Below are 16,358 nucleotides of genomic sequence, written 5' to 3' on the forward strand. Positions count from 1 at the left end.
GAATTATCGAATCATAGCGCGATGGTTAGGATGGGCCCAACCTGTTGAAGGAGTCGCCCATGACCATCGCCATTTTCGCCACCATCCAGCCCCTCGCCGAATACCGTGACGCCACCGAGCAGGCCCTGCGCCGGATGGTCGAGCTGACCCGTGCCGAGCCCGGCAACCTGCGCTACGACCTGTTCGTGCGCGAGGGCGGGACGCTGGCGTTCGATCTGTTCGAGCTGTACGTCGACGAGGTCGCCGTCGAGGCCCATCGCCGCAGCGCCCACTACCAGGCCTACCGCGCCGCCACCGCCGAATGGCTGGCCGCGCCGACCCAGGTGCAGCTTGCCCGCCCGCTGGACATCGCACCATTCAGCTGAATCAGGAATCGACCATGAACAAGATTGCTCCCGTTGCGCTGGCGCTGGCCGGCGCCTTGCTGAGCGGCCACGCCGCCGCTGCCGCGAAGGGCGAGGTGCTGGTGCTGTTGTCCAGCGAGAACCAGTTGCCGCTCAAGGACGGCAAGCCGTATCCCACCGGTTATTACCTCAACGAGTTCGGCGTGCCCGCCGACCGCTTGCTCAAGGCCGGCTACAAGCTGGTGCTGGTGACGCCCAGGGGCAATGCACCGAGTGTCGACGAACGCTCGATCGACCCGATGTACTTCGGCGGCGATGCCGGCGAGATGCAGCGAATCCGCCAGGTGGTCGAAAGCCTGCCGGACATTCACGAAACGCTGTCGTTGAAGGAGGTGCTGGCGGGTGATCTGGACCGATATGCTGGGATCTTCATCCCAGGTGGCCATGCGCCGCTGATCGACCTGGCCAACAACCCGGACGTTGGTACCTTGTTGCGTCATTTCCACCAGGCCGGCAAGCCCACGGCCGCCATCTGCCACGGCCCGATCACGCTGCTGTCGGCGCAGCAGGATCCGGTCGCCTATCGCGCCGCATTGGCCCGTGGCGAAACCCCGGCAGCCGGAGATTGGAGCTACCAGGGTTATCGCATGACCATCTTTTCCGACCCGGAGGAGCAGGTGTTCGAAGGTTCGCTCAAGGACCAGCGCCTGCAGTTCTATCCGGCCAAGGCCATGGCCGGCGCGGGAGGTGACATGAGTTATGCCGAGGCCTGGCAGCCCCATGTGGTGGTTGATCGTGAGTTGATCACCGGGCAGAACCCGTTCTCCGACAAGGCGTTGGCCGATGCGCTGCTGGAGCGGTTGGAGGCAGGTGCGAAGAAGGATGGTTGAACAATGAAGCGAAGAGGCCCGCAGCGTTTGACGCGGGCCGTCTTCGTTCAGGCGGCAGATGGCTTGCGTGGCTTGTGCGGTCGGCCTGCATAAGCAGAGCTTTCGACCTTGGCAAAAGCGTCGATGGCATCATCCGACAGGAAATCATCGTATTGCGCCGATGCTCGAAAGCGAGCCATCTGCTTGTCGGCAATGGCCTTGAAACGGGCCACGTTGGCGTTGAAGTCGCCGGGATCATTCACCATTGGGAAGGCCCTCCAGAGTGGGGGAAGCATAGCCACGGGTCAATTCGTAGGCAAGGCCGATGCCTTTTACCTGGCGGAAACCATCCAGTTCGTAGGCAGCCCGCGCCTGAGGCAGAGGGTTGCGGATGACGACCCATTGCAAGCCCAGCATCAGTGCGTAGTAGCGTACGCCGCTCAGACAGAGAGGTGCGACATAGCCTCTGGTCGGCAGGGTGCTGTCGGGGTTGCGCTGCAGATAGAGGACCATGATCTTCTCCTTGCTGGCCTGGGGCGATGCCCAGCACATGCCTGCGAGCTGATCGTCATGCCAGAGTGCGATATCGAGTGCGCGGGCATGAGCGGGGCGGTTTTTCCATTTCAGGATACGGTCCCAGCCGAAGTCGTAGTGATCCGGGTGCCAGGCTTCATGCGCCAGGATGGCGCGCTCATCGATCTCGTCGACTGTCAGCCGAATGGCCCGTGCGCTGTTCTTCTGCCAGGTGTCCTGGGTGATCTGCCCGCGTGCGGCCTGTTTGAGCCCGGCGAGCTCGGCCAGTTGCCATCCGTCCATGCGCTGCCCTCGAATGCAGGAAAACTGAGGTAGCGTGAAGTTAACTCGAGTTGCTCTCGGACTGGGCCTTGAGAGTTGAAGGAAGTTTCCTGGGCTTGTGTGGCCAGTATCTGGCCAAGCGATTTTGGAGGTCGGACGCTGTCTGGCGCTCGACCTCCTGGCAAGGGGGAATCAGATCCTGGCCGGTTTCTTCAATGCACCTAACGCCAGCACCAGCGCACCCGCCATGATGGCGATGTCGGCAAGGTTGAACACGCCGGTATGCAGCGGCCCAAGGTTGAGCACGAGGTAGTCGACCACATGCCCGTCGCGCAGCACCCGGTCGATCAGGTTGGCCAGTCCGCCCACGGCGATGAAGTAGGCCGCGCCGGCCTTCACCGGGGTCGCCTGCCAGTGCCTGAGCGCCCAGGTCACGGCCCAGCAGCACGCCACGCCCACCGCGGCGACGAAGATCAGTTGCTTGAGGCCCGGCGACAAACTGGCGCCGAGGCTGAGGAACGCGCCCGGGTTCAGGCTCAGGACCAGGTCGAGCCAGACGAACTGGTTGCCGACCACATAGCTGTGGTTGTTCAGGGCGACCAGGGCGATCAGTTTCACCCACTGGTCGAGCATGATGAAGGCGACGCCGAGGATCAGGACGAGGGTACGGCTGGAGAGCATGCAGGCAATTCCTTCGCTGCGCGGGCGCGGCCGTCCGGTATTGGCGGGGCTGCCGGCAGCGCGGCGAAGATAGCGCAGGCGGGTCTAGACTTAAAGTCCGGGTCGGTTGCAGACGCGGCCCGATCATCCATCCGACCACCGCCTCCCGGACCGGACGTCGCCGACGGTGGCCTTCTGGCAAGAGGAGGGCAGGTCATGGACGAGGCACGGCTTCAGGCATTCATGGGCAAGCTGGTGGGCGACATGGGCGCGGCGGCGACGCTGGCCAATGTCATTCTAGGGGATGAACTCGGGCTGTACCGGGCCATGGCCGACAGCCAGCCGGTCACCCCCGAGGTGCTGGCCGAACGCACCGGTTGCCAGCCAAGGCTGGTGCGCGAATGGCTCAATGGCCAGGCCGCGGCGGGTTACCTGGTGCACCACGACGGGCAGTTCACCCTGCCGCAGGAGCAGGCCATGACACTGGCCCTGGAGGATTCCCCGGTCTATATGGCCGGCGGCGCCTCGGTGCTGGCGGCGCTGTTCCATGACAAGGACAAGCTGGTCGCGGCCATGCGCGGCGACGGCGCGCTTGCCTGGGGCGATCATCATCCGTGCATGTTCAGCGGTACCGAACGCTTCTTCAGGCCGGGCTATCGGACCTTCCTGGTGGCCGATTGGCTACCGGCACTGGAAGGGGTGGTGGCCAAGCTGCAGGCTGGCGCCCAGGTGGCCGATGTCGGCTGTGGCCACGGCGCCTCGACCATCGTCATGGCCGAGGCATTTCCGGCCTCGCGCTTTACCGGCTACGACTACCATGCACCGTCGGTGCAAACTGCCAGCGAACGGGCCCGCGACGCGGGCGTGGCCGACCGGGTCAGCTTCCAGCAGGCCTCGGCCAAGGACTATCCCGGCCGCGACCTGGACCTGGTGTGCTTCTTCGATTGCCTGCATGACATGGGCGATCCGGTGGGGGCGGCGCGGCATGCCTACCGGGCGCTCAAGGACGACGGCACGGTGATGCTGGTCGAGCCGTTCGCAGAGGATACGCTGGATGCCAACATCAATCCGGTCGGCAGGCTGTTCTATGCGGCGTCCACCTTCATCTGCACGCCCAACTCGCTGTCCCAGGAAGTGGGACTGGGACTGGGGGCCCAGGCGGGCGAGGCGCGCCTGCGGGCGGTGTTCGAAGAGGCCGGGTTCCGCCAGTTCCGCAGGGCGACGCAGACGCCGTTCAACTTGATTCTGGAGGCCAGGAAGTAGAGATTCGTCGGTACGGTTCTCGGTGCGGGGCAAGCCCGACTACCAAGGGGTGTTTGAGCAAATACGGCTAGGCGGGCCCAGGGACGGATCGGCGAACCTGTGGCCTGCCGTGATTCCAGGAGCAACCGAGCTTGTCCGTCAATGCCCATTACAAGACCCGCTTCGACACTGTGCTCGCTTACATCCAGGACAACCTGGAAGGCGATCTGTCGGTGGAGGCCCTGAGTGTGGTGGCGCACTTTTCGGTGTTCCACTTCCATCGCCAGTTCAGCGCCTATGTGGGTGTACCGGTGGCCCGCTATGTGCAGTTGATGCGTTTGCGTCGTGCGGCGCATCGGCTGGTCGGCCAGCCCGGGCACTCGGTGCTGGAGGCAGCGCTGGAGGCGGGCTTTGAAAGCCCGGAGGCGTTCAGTCGGGCGTTCCGGCGGGCATTCGGGCACGCGCCCAGCGCGTTCCGCCGCCGGCCCGACTGGCAGGTATGGAACACGGTGTTTGCCATCCCTCATTTTTCCAGGAGCATCACCATGCAGGTACGAATCGTCGATTTCGCCGCGGTGCGCCTTGCGGCGCTGGAGCATCGCGGGCCGGCCAGCCAGGTCAGCGAGACCGTGCGCCGCTTCATCGACTGGCGTATGAGCAGCGGGCAATCGCCCGTGGCCAGCAGTCGCAGTTTCGGCATCCCCTTCAACAACCCGGATACCACGGCACCGGAGGACTTTCGCTTCGCTATTTGTGGGGAAGTCCACGAGGCGGTGGCGCCCAACGCCCAGGGCGTGCTGGAGTCGGGCCTGCCCGCCGGGCGTTGCGCCGTGGTGCGGCATGTCGGCTCACCGGATCATATCGGCGAGACGATATACCCGATCTACCGCGATTGGCTACCGGCCAGTGGCGAAGAGCTGCGCGATCATCCGCTGTTCTTCCATTACCTGAGCATCTACCCGCAGACGCCGCTGGAGCAGTGGCAGACGGATATCTACGTACCGTTGCGCTGAGCGCCAGGGCCGAGCGCAGACAAGCCCGCCCCCGCAGTCCTTGCGGGGGCGGGCTTGTCTGCGCGGCGGCGCCTTGGTCAGTCGCGGATCTTCGCCGGGTCGGTTTGCAACTGCCACAGCCCGGCATGGGCCGCCAGTTGCGCATCGAGGTCGTACGGGCTGCCGTTGCGCCGGGCCTTCTCATCGGTCTTGAACAGATCGTCGAGCAGGTTCAGCAGGTTGCGCGAGCGGCTCACCGACTCGGGCGTGCTGACATCCGACTCGAGCTTGCCACCCTCGTAGGTGAATACGCGCTTGTTGCTGGTGGCTTCCTGGGTGGCCTTGGCTTCCTTGAGCACGTTGTCGACGAACGACAGCTCAGTGGTGCTGCTCGCCGTTTCGCTGAGCGTGTGGTAGCGGTAGTTTTTCTCGTCGAACGGATCCGCTTCGGTGAGCTTGGCCGCGGACGACAGGCTCGAATGCCAGGCGGCGTCCAGCTTGGCCTCCTGGCGTTGCTGGCGGGCGATGGTGGTGCCCTGGCCACTGGTCGAGGTCGATTGCGACACCTGGTAGGCGAAGCGGTCTTCCTCGTCCAGGCGCCGTGCGTTCGGACGGCTGGACGGTTGCACGATCGAGGCCTTGAAGTCGGCCAGGCCGCTGAGCAACGCACGGCTGTAGGTGTTCACCGCGTCGTTGTGGCCCGCCGGGCGTGGGCTGTTGTCGTCGATGCTGTTCAGTTGGCTGAAGGCATCCTTGAGCAGCGAGGTCAGTTGCGCATCGCCCTTGCCGCGTTTCTGCGCCTCGTCGAACTGGGTCAGGTAGTTGTCCAGGGCGGCCTGGCGCTGGGCCTTGCCGCCCAGCAGCGCGCCACCCTGGCTATCGAGGTCCAGCTGTACCTGGCCACTCGGGCCATCGAGTTTCAGGCTGCGGGTGGAGCCGTCCAGGCGCAAGTCGAAGGTCTGTTGCCCACCGCTGGGCAAATCCAGCTTGGCGTTCATCTGCAGGCCGCTGAACAGGCTCGGGTCGAGCTTGACCAGCGCGCCGAGCTGCAGGCTCGGCGGTTGCCGGGTCAGGCCATTGATCGCCGACTGGAAACCGTCGGCCAGGGCGGCCAGGCCCTTGAGCTCGTTGGCGTTCAGCTCGCCGCCCTGGACTTCGGCGTCGACCGCCAGGCCCCGTTCACCGTTGTACAAGCCCAGTTTCACCGTGGCGCCGGAGGCGGTGGTGAGGCTGAGGGTGACGGTATTGCTGGCGAACTCGCGCAGGCGTGCCTGCTGCAGGCTCAGTGGGGTAGTGTCGGTCTCGTTAAGCTGCAAGGCGGATTGGGAGACGCGCTGGCCGCCATTGGCCGCCAGTTGTTCCACCAGGGCGCTGCCCAGGCCCTGGAAGCGGGCGGCGGTGGTGGACGACTTGACCGCGCTGAACATGTACATGCTCAGCTTGTCCAGCCCGTCCTGTTCCCAGGTGTAGCTGGGCTGCGCGCTGTCCAGCGTGCCTCGCGAGGTGTAGGTCTCGCTATCGGGAATGCGGGTGTCCTGACCCAGGCTGACCTGGGTGCCAGGGGCGCTGGCGACGCTCGCGGGCTGGCGAACGATCAGGTTCTGCGCGGGAGCGGGTGGCGTTTGGATCGGCGTCAGTCGCAGTGCCGAAGTGATCGGGCTCATCGTCGCTTTCCTTGCGGAGTGAAAAGGATATGCCCTGATATCGGCATGCCATCAGAAAACCTGAGCGAGCGTGAGGGCTTTTCCTCGGCCATAGCCGGAGTAGTCGGATTGCCGGCGCAGAAATGAATCGGCCCGCCAGAAGGCGGGCCGAGCGGACTGCAAGCGACGATCAGCGGCGGCGGAACAGCGGCAGCGGCTCGTCGGTGGCGCCCTGGTAGGTCACCGAGAAGTCCTTCAGGCTCTGCAGCGCGTCTTCCGGGTCCTTGTCGGCACGGATGGCGAATGCGTCGAAGCCGCAACGGGCCATGTAGAACAGCTGGTCGCGCAGCACGTCGCCGATGGCGCGCAGCTCGCCCTTGAACTTGTAGCGGTCACGCAGCAAGCGCGCGTTGGAGTAGTTGCGCCCGTCGGTGAAGGCCGGGAAGTTCAGGGCAATGACCTGGAAGTGCTCGACGTCCTCGCCGATTTCCTCGGCTTCCTCGTCGCTGTCCAGCCAGATGCCCAGACCGCCATCGCGGGCCTTGAGCAGGCTCGGATGATCGCGCCACAGCTGCAGCGGCACGATGTAGTCGTCGCAGTTGGTCAACTCGTCGATCGAGACGTCCTTGGGCAGCAGGTGCCAGGTTTCGTCGACGATCTGGTTGTTCTTAATGATTCGCTGCATAGACGCGTTCCTTGAAGGGGTCGATGCCGATCCGCTGGTAGGTGTCGATGAAGCGCTCGTCTTCGGTGCGTTGCTCGACGTACACATTGATCAGCTTCTCGATCACGTCGGCCATGTCGTCCTGGGCGAAGGAGGGCCCGAGGATCTTGCCCAGGCTCGCGTCGCGGGCAGCATTGCCGCCCAGCGAGACCTGGTAGAACTCCTCGCCCTTCTTGTCCACGCCAAGGATGCCGATGTGGCCGACGTGGTGGTGGCCGCAGGCGTTCATGCAGCCGGAGATGTTCAGGTCGAGCTCGCCGATGTCGAACAGGTAGTCCAGGTCGTCGAAGCGGCGCTGGATGGATTCGGCGATCGGGATCGACTTGGCGTTGGCCAGCGAGCAGAAGTCACCGCCCGGGCAGCAGATGATGTCGGTCAGCAGGCCGATGTTCGGGGTGGCGAAGCCTTGCTCGCGCAGTTCCAGCCACAGCGCGTGCAGCTGGCGCTGCTCGACGTCGGCGAGGATGATGTTCTGCTCGTGGGAGGTGCGCAGGTAGCCGAAGCTGTAGCGTTCGGCGAAGTCCGCGACAGCATCGAGCTGCTTGTCGGTCAGGTCGCCCGGGGCGACGCCGGTGGGCTTGAGCGACAGGGTCACGGCAACATAACCCGGCTTTTTGTGCGCGCGGGTGTTGCGCGAGCGCCAGCGGGCGAAGCCCGGGTGTTCCTGGTCCAGGGCGCTGTAGTCGACGTTTTCCAGTGCCAGGTAGTCAGGGTCGACGAAGTGGCGGGCAACGCGCTGCACTTCGTCCTCGGTCAGGGTGGTGCTGCCGCCGCGCAGGTGGGCCATCTCGGCCTCGACCTTCTCGGCGAACACTTCCGGGGTGAGGGCCTTGACCAGGATCTTGATCCGCGCCTTGTACTTGTTGTCACGGCGGCCGTAACGGTTGTACACGCGCAGGATGGCGTCCAGATAGCTGAGCAGGTCCTGCCAGGGCAGGAACTCGTTGATGAACGAGCCGATCACCGGGGTACGGCCCAGGCCGCCGCCGACCAGCACGCGGAAGCCCAGCTCACCGGCGGCGTTGCGCACCGGCTCCAGGCCAATGTCGTGCACTTCGATGGCGGCGCGGTCGTCGCTGGAACCGTTGACGGCGATCTTGAACTTGCGCGGCAGGTAGGCGAATTCCGGGTGGAAGGTGGTCCACTGGCGGACGATCTCGCACCAAGGGCGCGGGTCCACCAACTCGTCGGCGGCGACACCGGCGAACTGGTCGGTGGTGACGTTACGCAGGCAGTTGCCGCTGGTCTGGATCGCGTGCATCTGCACGGTGGCCAGCTCCGCGAGGATCTCCGGGATGTCTTCCAGCGCCGGCCAGTTGTACTGCACGTTCTGGCGGGTGCTGATGTGCGCGTAGCCCTTGTCGTAGTCGCGGGCGATCTTCGCCAGCATGCGGGTCTGGCGGGCGTTCAGCTGGCCATAGGGCACGGCGACACGCAGCATCGGCGCGAAACGTTGGATATACAGGCCGTTCTGCAGGCGCAGAGGGCGGAATTCTTCTTCGCTCAGCTCACCGGCCAGGTAGCGGCGGGTCTGATCACGGAACTGCTTGACGCGGTCCTCGATGATCCGCTGATCGTACTCGTCGTATACGTACATATAAGTCCTGTCTCAGGCTAGCATGCAGCTAATCGCGCGCACGGCCGCGCACTCCGGGTCGGAGCCGAGGCACGATAGCAGAGTGGGTTTATGCGCTAAAGTGATGTTTTTGCATATGAAAAGAACCATTTGGACTAAGTGAGACTGACTGGCATTTGTCCGCGCCGGTACATCGCGGCGCTATAATCCGGGGTTTGCTCCGCAGGGAAGTAACAGCATGCTCAAGGCCTTGTGCCAGAGCCTGTGCCTGAGCCTGCCACTGGCAGCGAGCGCACAGGCCGCGTCCGTGGTGTTCCTCAACCCGGGCTATTCCAACGAGACGTTCTGGGTCGATTACTCGCGCTTCATGCAGGCCGCCGCCAACGACCTGGGCATGGCCTTGCGCGTGCAGTACAGCGAGCGCCGCGCCGACCTCGCGCTGACCCAGGCCCGCGAGGTGCTGCAAGGACCGCAGCGCCCGGACTACCTGGTGCTGGTCAACGAGCAGTATGTCGCCCCGGAGATCATCCGCCTGTCGCGGGGCACCGGGGTCAAGCTGTTCCTGGTCAACAACGGCCTCACCGACAGCCAGGCGCACAGCATCCAGGCGCAGCCGGACAAGTACCCCGAAGTGCTCGGTACCCTGGTCAGCAACGACGAGGAGGCCGGCTACCAGATGCTCAAGGCGATGGCGGCGCAGCTGCCGGCTGACGCGGGGCAGGTTGATTTGCTGGCCTTCGCCGGGGTCAAGACCACGCCGGCCTCGCAGTTGCGTGTGCAAGGCATGCGCCGGGCGCTGGCGGAGTTTCCCCAGGTGCGCCTGCGCCAGGTGGTGTATGGCGGCTGGAGCCGCCAGCGTGCTTTCGAGCAGGCGCAGATGCTGCTGGAGCGCTATCCCGACACGCGCCTGGTGTGGTCGGCCAACGACCAGATGGCGTTCGGCGCCATGCAGGCGTTCGAGGCGCTGGGCAAGGTGCCGGGGCGCGATGCCCTGTTCAGTGCGGTCAACAGCTCGCCCGAGGCCCTGCGGGCGCGGATCGACGGACGCTTGAGCGTGCTGATGGGCGGGCATTTCACCCTGGGCGGCTGGGCCATGGTCATGTTGCACGATGACGCCCAGGGGCTGGCGGTGGGGCGCGACGGCCAGCGTGAACATAGCGTGCCGGCCTTGCAGTTGATCGACGCGGACAAGGCCCGACGCTGGCTCAAGCTGCTGGAACAGGACAACCACGGCATCGACTTCCACCGTTTCAGTGCCGAGGGCAGGCCGACGGACTTTCGTTACCCCTTTCTCACGTCACCCGTCGACTACTGAAAGCCCCTGCTTGAGGGAAGGGCATTGCTGGACTTAACTGCTGCTTGTGAAGTGCATTCCCATAACCACTACAAGAGGCAATGCAATGGGAAACTCTACCAAGGTCCGCAAAGCTGACAGCAGTGTCGATGCCTGGGCGATCCTGTGTCTGATCGTGCTGGTGGTGGTCACTGCGGTGTACTGGGTCAGCCATCAGTAGCGGAAAACTGCTCGAGACCGTGAGTAACACCTGAACCGCCCGCGGAAGGGATATCCGCGGGCGGATTGCGTTTGGGTCGATGCATGCATCTCCATGCGATATCAGCTTGATGCACGAATCGTGGGGGTGCTTCGCACCCCTTTCGCGACGCAAGGCCGCTCCCACAGAGGGGCGTGCATGGTCTGAAGAGGCGCAAGCCCTCGCGCGGCTAGCGCGCCGTCAGGTGCAGCGCCAGTTGCACAAGGCCGATCAGCACGAAGATGAAGATCAGCGTGAACAGCGTCCCCATCACGATGAAATGGCTGGCCTTGCCGTAGGTAAAGTCGCGGGCGCGGTTCTTGCCGCTCTGCACGCCAAAGGCGGCGGCGAGGATGCTCTGCAGCATCTGCCAGAAGGTCGGTGGCTTGCCGTGTTGGTGGTCGTCCATGAGTGGCTCCCTGGTTCAGAGGCAATCACCGACAGTGTAGGCGATTCAGGCCGAGGCCATGGCCGGATCCGCCTGTTCCTGCTCATCCTGGGCCACCACCCGTTCGCACAGCTCGATGATCTGCTCGCGCATCCAGCGGTTGGCCGGGTCCTGGTCGGTGCTTTCGTGCCAGTACAGGTGGGTCTCCAGCGCCGGCACCTCCACCGGCAGCGGCTGGTGACGCAGCTGGTGGCGACGGGCGAAACGCTCGGGCACGGTCATGACCATGTCGGTCTGCTGCAGCACCTGCGAAGCCATCAGGTAGTGCTGCGAGCGCAGCGCGACACGGCGCTGCACGCCCATCTTGCCCAGGGCCAGGTCGACATAACCCAGGCCGTTGCGGCGGCTGGAGATATGGATGTGGGTCATGGCCAGGTAGCTGTCCAGGGTCAGCTTGCCGTCGGCCTGCGGGTGGCCGGGGCGCATGGCGCAGACGTAGCGGTCCTGCATCAGCTTGACGTGACGCACCTGCGGGTCGGTGTTCAGCGGCGCGTCGACGGCGAAGTCCAGGCGCCCGGCGGCCAGTTCCTTGGTGGTCTCGCGGCGCTTGCACAGGAAGCTCTCGATCACCAGTGCCGGGGCCAGGCGGCGCAGGCGCTGGAACAGTGGCGGCAGGATCACCGCCTCGGTGAGGTCGGTCATGCTGATGCGGAAGGTCTTGCTGGCCTGCAGCGGGGTGAAGATGCGACTTTCCTGTACCGAGGTGCGCAGCAGCGACAGCGCGTTGCGCACCGGGCCGATGATGTTCTGCGCCATGGGCGTGGGCACCATGCCCTGGGCGGTGCGCACGAACAGCGGGTCGTTGAAGGTCTCGCGCAGGCGCGACAGGGCGTTGGACACCGCCGGCTGGGTGATGCCGACGATCTGCCCGGCGCGGGTCAGGTTGGCTTCGGTGTAGATGGCGTCGAAGACGATGAACAAGTTGAGGTCGACCTTGCTGAGGTTCATGGCGCCGCTCTTTGTTGGAGTTATCGGGTGATCATATATTGGTTATGAATGTTTATACACGTAGAAAATAGACTAGGTGGATGAAGGGTGGCTGTTCTAGGCTCAGGTCCATGTTCTTCATTGACTGAAGGTAGCCCCGATGGATTTCGCCTATTCGCCCAAGGTCCAGGCACTGCGCGAGCGCGTCAGCGCATTCATGGATGCATACGTCTACCCGGCCGAGCCGGTGTTCGAGCGCCAGGTCGCCGAGGGCGACCGCTGGCAGCCCACCGCGATCGTCGAGGAACTCAAGGCCAAGGCCCGTGCCGAGGGGCTGTGGAACCTGTTCCTGCCGGAGTCGGAGTACGGCGCGGGGCTGACCAACCTCGAATACGCGCCACTGGCCGAGATCATGGGCCGTTCGCTGTTGGGGCCCGAGCCATTCAACTGCTCGGCGCCGGACACCGGCAACATGGAGGTGCTGGTGCGCTATGGCAGCGAGGCGCAGAAGCGTCAGTGGCTCGAGCCGCTGCTGCGCGGCGAGATCCGCTCGGCGTTCGCCATGACCGAGCCGGACGTGGCCTCCTCGGACGCCACCAACATGGCCGCCACCGCCGTGCGCGACGGTGATGAATGGGTGATCAACGGCCGCAAGTGGTGGACCTCCGGCGCCTGCGACCCGCGCTGCAAGGTGATGATCTTCATGGGCCTGTCCAACCCGGACGGCCAGCGCCACCAGCAGCACTCGATGATCCTGGTGCCCACCGACGCACCTGGGGTGAAGATCGTCCGCCCGCTGCCGGTGTTCGGCTACGACGACGCGCCCCACGGCCACGCCGAGGTGCTGTTCGAGAACGTGCGCGTGCCCTATGAAAACGTGCTCCTCGGCGAGGGCCGCGGCTTCGAAATCGCCCAGGGCCGCCTCGGCCCGGGTCGCATCCACCACTGCATGCGTTCGGTCGGCATGGCCGAGCGCGCCCTGGAGCTGATGTGCAAACGCTCGGTCGAGCGCACCGCCTTCGGCCGGCCCCTGGCGCGGTTGGGGGGCAACGTCGACAAGATCGCCGACTCGCGGATGGAGATCGACATGGCCCGCCTGCTGACCCTCAAGGCCGCCTACATGATGGACTCCGTCGGCAACAAGGTGGCGCGCAGCGAGATCGCCCAGATCAAGGTGGTGGCACCGAATGTTGCGCTGAAGGTGATCGACCGGGCCATCCAGATCCATGGCGGGGCCGGGGTGAGCGGTGATTTCCCGCTGGCGTACATGTATGCGATGCAACGCACCCTACGCCTGGCCGACGGACCGGATGAAGTGCACCGGGCGGCGATCGGCAAGTATGAGATTGGCAAGTATGTGCCGAAGGAGATGTTGCGTAGCGGGCATTGATGCAACGAAAGGAAGTCTCCTCTGACCATTCTATGGGGGAGGTTTCGCGCTTTGATGTAGGGCGTTTCCCGAGCTGGGACTTGTTGCCCTCGACAGGAGAAAAGTGCTGCTAGTTTCTTGCTCTTCGCACAGCATACCGGTCCGAACAGCACACCCCGCATTGGTAGCGTTTCAGGTACCCATGCGGGGCGTGTTTACTCAAGGCGTCTTGAGGTCCAGCACCAGATCCTTCGCCGCCTTGGTCGCGAGCACGCTCATCAGTTTGCCCATCTCGTCCTGACGACCAAGCACCGCGTCGGAGCCTCCCATCATCACGCTGGGCACCGGCGCCTGGGCTGCTGCGTTGGCCCAGGCGCGGTTGATCTGCACCAGGGCGTCGAGCTTGGTCTGCAGGGCACCGTCGGCCTTGAGCGAGGCCTCGCGTGCATAGGCTTCCGCATCGGCCGTGATCTTGGTGGCCTCGGCGTTGACCTTGGCCTTGTCACGAAGCAACTCGGCGGTTTGCTTGTCGATTTCGGCGCGGCGTTTTTCCCGTTCGGCGTTGATCAGCGTGAGCTGCTTCTCGGTCTCGGCTTCCGTGGTCCGTTCGATCTGCTGGCGCAGGCTTTCCTGGCGCTTGGCCTCGACGTCCTTGGCGCCGCGGGCGGACACCAGCTCTTTCTCTTCTTCTTCCTTGAGCCGGTTCTGCCGGGCCACGGCCAGTTCGGCCAGGGCCTGCTGCACCCTCACCATGCGCTCCTGGTACTGGGGGTTGGGGTCGATGTGCGTTACCCGGGCATCGACGACCTCGACGCCGAACAGGCGGAACTGCTGTTGCTTGCGCAGTTCCTGGCCATCCTTGTCGAGTTTCTTTTCGATGACGAAGCGGGTCGCGGAGTTGTCGCCGAAGCTGCCCTGGTCGGTGCCCGACTGGAGTATCGCGGTCTGTGCCGGCAGGTTGTCGCGCTGCACGCGAATCTCCTTGCGGCTGGTCAGGTACAGGCCGTTGCGCAGCTGGTTCTCGAACTCGGCGCCGAAGTGGCTGCGGTTGCCGGCGTAGTAGTCATCGGCGCTCATCAGCGAGGCGGTGGCCTGCAGGGTTTCCTTGACGGCGGGCAGCAGGGCGCGTTGCAGGAAGTTGTCGGGGGTGCGGTACTCCTGGGCAATCTTCAGGAAGGCATCGCCCGAGGGCAGGCGGAACTGGGTACTGAATTCGGCCTTGGCATCGACGTTGCCGAGAAACACGATCGGCAGGTTTTCCAGGATCACCGAGGGTTGTCCGCTGCGATTGTCCTCCTGGTTGTCCACCCGCAGGGCGGACTGGACGCCAATGGTGCGTCGCCAGACCGTGCTGCGGCCGAACCACTTTGTCGCGTAGCCGACATCCTCGACCACCTTTTCCTCGCCGAAGATCGTGCGCACGTGGGTCATCTGGCCCGCTTCGTTGTAGAAGAACACTTCGTTGAACACGGCGGCGATGGCGCCGAGGGCAAGCACCGGCAGGACGATGGCGGCAATCAGCTTGCGTTTCTTGCGCAGGATCGTGAAGTCGGGGGCTGGCAATTTTTGCATGGGACACTCCTTGTGCGGGAAGTGCGTATGCTCGCCAAGGTGTTTTGCCTGGAGTAGTCAGCTGGGTCCGCTTGCTATGTAGGACGTTTCTTGATGAGTTGTGAGTATGCCTGGCAATGGCAGAAGACCCGCCGTGGCGGGTCTTCCTGTCGATCATCAGCCCGGCGGATTCAGACCCCCGCCGCCAGCTTTGCACTCACCTGGCGACGGCGATACGCGCTGTCGCGACTGGCCAGCCACCAGTACAGCGGCGAGGTGATTGCCAGCCCCACCAGCCACGACAGGTCGGCGCCATTGATGTGTTCGGACACCGGCCCGACATACAGCGGCGTGTTCATGAACGGGATCTGCACCGCGATGCCCACTGCGTAGGCGATCAGCGCCTGGGGGTTGTAGCGGCCGTAGATGCCGCCGTCGACCTTGAAGATCGAGTCGATGTCGTAGTCGCCCTTGTGGATGACATAGAAGTCGATCAGGTTGATCGCCGTCCACGGCACCAGCACCACCAGCAGCACCAGCACCATGTCGACGAAGTGGCCGATGAAGTCCGCCGAGGCGAACACCGCCACCACGCAGCAGGCGGCCAGGACGATCAGCGACAGCACGGCGCGGCTCTTGGCGGTGGGGATCCAGCGGTAGGCGAAGGTCTGCACCAGGGTGATGATCGACAGCACCGCGCCGTACAGGTTGAGGGCGTTGTGGCTGATCACGCTGAGCAGGAACAGCACCAGCATCAGCGGGCCGAGGGTGCCGGTGGCGAGCTTGACCGCGTCCATGGTGTCCATCCCGGCCGGGATCGCCAGCACCGCGACCGCGCCGAAGATGAACGACAGGCTCGAGCCGAGGGCCGAGCCCAGGTAGGTGGTCCAGAAGGTCGAGGACACCTTCACGTCGGCCGGCAGGTAGCGCGAGTAGTCCGACACGTAGGGGGCGAAGGCGATCTGCCACAGCGCCGCCAGCGACACGGTGGCCAGCCAGCCGGCCAGGTTGAAGCCGCCGCGGGTGAGGAAGTCGTCGCTCTGCACATGGCTGAAGATGTAGCCGAAGCCGACCACGATGCCGATGCCCAGCACCCAGGTGCCGATGCGGTTGAGCACGTGGATGAAGCGGTAGCCGATGATGCCGATGATGCCCGAGCCCAGGGCACCGATGACGATGCCCACCGGCACCGGCACGCTGTCGACCACGCCGTGCAGGGACTTGCCGGCCAGGACGATGTTGGAGGCGAAGAAGCCGATGTACATGACCCCGGCGATCACCACCACCAGCAGGGCGCCGAGCGAGCCGAACTGGGCACGGCTCTGGATCATCTGCGGGATGCCCATCTGCGGGCCCTGGGCCGAGTGCAGGGCCATGAGCACACCGCCGACCAGGTGGCCGACGAGGATGGCGACGATGCCCCAGACCAGGTTGAGGTGGAACAGCTGCACGCCGAGGGCGCCGGTGACGATGGGCAACGGCGCGATGTTGCCGCCGAACCACAATGTGAACAGATCCCTTACCTTTCCATGGCGGTCTTGCGGCGGCACGTAGCCGATCGTGTGTTTCTCGATGAGGGGTGCCGAATTGGCTGCACTGGTCATGACTGACTCCAAGGCAAGGTGGGGCATCGGGGGAGGCCCGGGTGCGTGCCGGCAAGGGGCGACGCGTTCTTGTTGGAGCGAT

At 64.6% G+C, this 16,358-nt stretch carries 16 protein-coding genes; 6 read left to right on the forward strand and 10 right to left on the reverse strand.

Features of this window, described 5'->3' with window-relative positions; translation table 11 throughout:
* Window positions 1–59: 59 nt before the first annotated feature.
* Entirely contained in the window at window positions 60–365 is a 306-nt protein-coding gene (locus HU735_RS14505) for a putative quinol monooxygenase (protein ID WP_186714063.1), read from the forward strand.
* Between the two features lie 14 nt (window positions 366–379).
* On the forward strand, window positions 380–1,234 hold the full coding sequence (locus tag HU735_RS14510; RefSeq protein ID WP_186714064.1) for a type 1 glutamine amidotransferase domain-containing protein: 855 nt from the start codon (window positions 380–382) through the stop codon (window positions 1,232–1,234).
* Window positions 1,235–1,281: 47 nt separating this feature from the next.
* On the opposite strand, the gene HU735_RS14515 is transcribed toward HU735_RS14510, so the two are convergent.
* The 3 genes from HU735_RS14515 to HU735_RS14525 form a co-directional block, all read right to left on the reverse strand.
* On the reverse strand, window positions 1,282–1,479 hold the full coding sequence (locus HU735_RS14515; protein WP_050706115.1) for a hypothetical protein: 198 nt from the start codon (window positions 1,477–1,479) through the stop codon (window positions 1,282–1,284).
* The gene (locus tag HU735_RS14520) at window positions 1,469–2,029 is read right to left on the reverse strand and encodes a hypothetical protein (RefSeq protein WP_186714065.1); all 561 of its coding nucleotides are present in this window, start codon (window positions 2,027–2,029) and stop codon (window positions 1,469–1,471) included. Before HU735_RS14520 ends, HU735_RS14515 begins: the two co-directional genes overlap by 11 nt.
* Window positions 2,030–2,200: 171 nt before the next feature.
* Window positions 2,201–2,689, reverse strand: coding sequence for a signal peptidase II (locus HU735_RS14525; RefSeq protein ID WP_186714066.1), 489 nt, complete (start codon window positions 2,687–2,689; stop codon window positions 2,201–2,203).
* 195 nt (window positions 2,690–2,884) lie between these two features.
* Here HU735_RS14525 and HU735_RS14530 point away from each other — a divergent pair, with 195 nt between their 5' ends.
* Together HU735_RS14530 and HU735_RS14535 are read left to right on the forward strand one after the other, a co-directional pair.
* Window positions 2,885–3,931, forward strand: a complete 1,047-nt coding sequence (locus HU735_RS14530; RefSeq protein ID WP_186714067.1) for a methyltransferase domain-containing protein — start codon at window positions 2,885–2,887, stop codon at window positions 3,929–3,931.
* 131 nt (window positions 3,932–4,062) lie between these two features.
* On the forward strand, window positions 4,063–4,923 hold the full coding sequence (locus HU735_RS14535) for an AraC family transcriptional regulator (protein WP_186714068.1): 861 nt from the start codon (window positions 4,063–4,065) through the stop codon (window positions 4,921–4,923).
* A gap of 77 nt (window positions 4,924–5,000) precedes the next feature.
* Here the strand turns inward: HU735_RS14535 and HU735_RS14540 are convergent, their stop codons facing one another.
* From HU735_RS14540 to HU735_RS14550, 3 genes are all read right to left on the reverse strand, one after another.
* Window positions 5,001–6,566, reverse strand: coding sequence for a hypothetical protein (locus tag HU735_RS14540; protein ID WP_186714069.1), 1,566 nt, complete (start codon window positions 6,564–6,566; stop codon window positions 5,001–5,003).
* A gap of 169 nt (window positions 6,567–6,735) precedes the next feature.
* Entirely contained in the window at window positions 6,736–7,230 is a 495-nt protein-coding gene (locus HU735_RS14545; RefSeq protein ID WP_028691443.1) for a DUF934 domain-containing protein, read from the reverse strand.
* Window positions 7,214–8,866, reverse strand: coding sequence for a nitrite/sulfite reductase (locus HU735_RS14550; protein ID WP_186714070.1), 1,653 nt, complete (start codon window positions 8,864–8,866; stop codon window positions 7,214–7,216). The genes HU735_RS14545 and HU735_RS14550 overlap by 17 nt, the downstream gene beginning before the upstream one ends.
* A gap of 217 nt (window positions 8,867–9,083) precedes the next feature.
* Between HU735_RS14550 and HU735_RS14555 the strand changes: the two genes are divergently transcribed.
* Window positions 9,084–10,160 carry an ABC transporter substrate-binding protein gene (locus tag HU735_RS14555; protein ID WP_186714071.1) on the forward strand — a complete coding sequence of 359 codons (1,077 nt, stop codon included), beginning with the start codon at window positions 9,084–9,086 and terminating at the stop codon, window positions 10,158–10,160.
* A gap of 407 nt (window positions 10,161–10,567) precedes the next feature.
* Here HU735_RS14555 and HU735_RS14560 read toward each other — a convergent pair whose 3' ends face one another.
* Together HU735_RS14560 and HU735_RS14565 are read right to left on the reverse strand one after the other, a co-directional pair.
* Complete coding sequence (locus HU735_RS14560) at window positions 10,568–10,786, reverse strand: DUF2970 domain-containing protein (RefSeq protein ID WP_028691446.1); 219 nt, start codon at window positions 10,784–10,786, stop codon at window positions 10,568–10,570.
* Between the two features lie 45 nt (window positions 10,787–10,831).
* Window positions 10,832–11,773, reverse strand: coding sequence for a LysR family transcriptional regulator (locus tag HU735_RS14565; protein ID WP_050706105.1), 942 nt, complete (start codon window positions 11,771–11,773; stop codon window positions 10,832–10,834).
* A gap of 139 nt (window positions 11,774–11,912) precedes the next feature.
* Between HU735_RS14565 and HU735_RS14570 the strand changes: the two genes are divergently transcribed.
* Window positions 11,913–13,142 (forward strand): acyl-CoA dehydrogenase, encoded by a 1,230-nt coding sequence (locus tag HU735_RS14570; protein WP_186714072.1) that lies wholly within the window; start codon window positions 11,913–11,915, stop codon window positions 13,140–13,142.
* Window positions 13,143–13,340: 198 nt separating this feature from the next.
* On the opposite strand, the gene HU735_RS14575 is transcribed toward HU735_RS14570, so the two are convergent.
* Entirely contained in the window at window positions 13,341–14,693 is a 1,353-nt protein-coding gene (locus HU735_RS14575; protein ID WP_186714073.1) for an SPFH domain-containing protein, read from the reverse strand.
* A 170-nt stretch (window positions 14,694–14,863) separates the two neighbouring features.
* Window positions 14,864–16,276 (reverse strand): cytosine permease, encoded by a 1,413-nt coding sequence (locus tag HU735_RS14580; RefSeq protein ID WP_186714074.1) that lies wholly within the window; start codon window positions 16,274–16,276, stop codon window positions 14,864–14,866.
* Between the last annotated feature and the right edge of the window lie 82 nt (window positions 16,277–16,358).

It is taken from the genome of Pseudomonas sp. BW16M2 (assembly GCF_014268865.1).
GTDB lineage: Bacteria > Pseudomonadota > Gammaproteobacteria > Pseudomonadales > Pseudomonadaceae > Aquipseudomonas > Aquipseudomonas peradeniyensis.

What these genes read in the sequence shown, in the direction of transcription:
- HU735_RS14565 (WP_050706105.1), bottom strand. Translation starts at nt 11,773, where the DNA reads ATGAACCTCAGCAAGGTCGACCTCAACTTGTTCATCGTCTTCGACGCC.
- HU735_RS14550 (WP_186714070.1), bottom strand. Translation starts at nt 8,866, where the DNA reads ATGTACGTATACGACGAGTACGATCAGCGGATCATCGAGGACCGCGTC.
- HU735_RS14560 (WP_028691446.1), bottom strand. Translation starts at nt 10,786, where the DNA reads ATGGACGACCACCAACACGGCAAGCCACCGACCTTCTGGCAGATGCTG.
- HU735_RS14555 (WP_186714071.1), top strand. Translation starts at nt 9,084, where the DNA reads ATGCTCAAGGCCTTGTGCCAGAGCCTGTGCCTGAGCCTGCCACTGGCA.
- HU735_RS14540 (WP_186714069.1), bottom strand. Translation starts at nt 6,566, where the DNA reads ATGAGCCCGATCACTTCGGCACTGCGACTGACGCCGATCCAAACGCCA.
- HU735_RS14530 (WP_186714067.1), top strand. Translation starts at nt 2,885, where the DNA reads ATGGACGAGGCACGGCTTCAGGCATTCATGGGCAAGCTGGTGGGCGAC.
- HU735_RS14575 (WP_186714073.1), bottom strand. Translation starts at nt 14,693, where the DNA reads ATGCAAAAATTGCCAGCCCCCGACTTCACGATCCTGCGCAAGAAACGC.
- HU735_RS14515 (WP_050706115.1), bottom strand. Translation starts at nt 1,479, where the DNA reads ATGGTGAATGATCCCGGCGACTTCAACGCCAACGTGGCCCGTTTCAAG.
- HU735_RS14580 (WP_186714074.1), bottom strand. Translation starts at nt 16,276, where the DNA reads ATGACCAGTGCAGCCAATTCGGCACCCCTCATCGAGAAACACACGATC.
- HU735_RS14525 (WP_186714066.1), bottom strand. Translation starts at nt 2,689, where the DNA reads ATGCTCTCCAGCCGTACCCTCGTCCTGATCCTCGGCGTCGCCTTCATC.
- HU735_RS14545 (WP_028691443.1), bottom strand. Translation starts at nt 7,230, where the DNA reads ATGCAGCGAATCATTAAGAACAACCAGATCGTCGACGAAACCTGGCAC.
- HU735_RS14510 (WP_186714064.1), top strand. Translation starts at nt 380, where the DNA reads ATGAACAAGATTGCTCCCGTTGCGCTGGCGCTGGCCGGCGCCTTGCTG.
- HU735_RS14520 (WP_186714065.1), bottom strand. Translation starts at nt 2,029, where the DNA reads ATGGACGGATGGCAACTGGCCGAGCTCGCCGGGCTCAAACAGGCCGCA.
- HU735_RS14570 (WP_186714072.1), top strand. Translation starts at nt 11,913, where the DNA reads ATGGATTTCGCCTATTCGCCCAAGGTCCAGGCACTGCGCGAGCGCGTC.
- HU735_RS14505 (WP_186714063.1), top strand. Translation starts at nt 60, where the DNA reads ATGACCATCGCCATTTTCGCCACCATCCAGCCCCTCGCCGAATACCGT.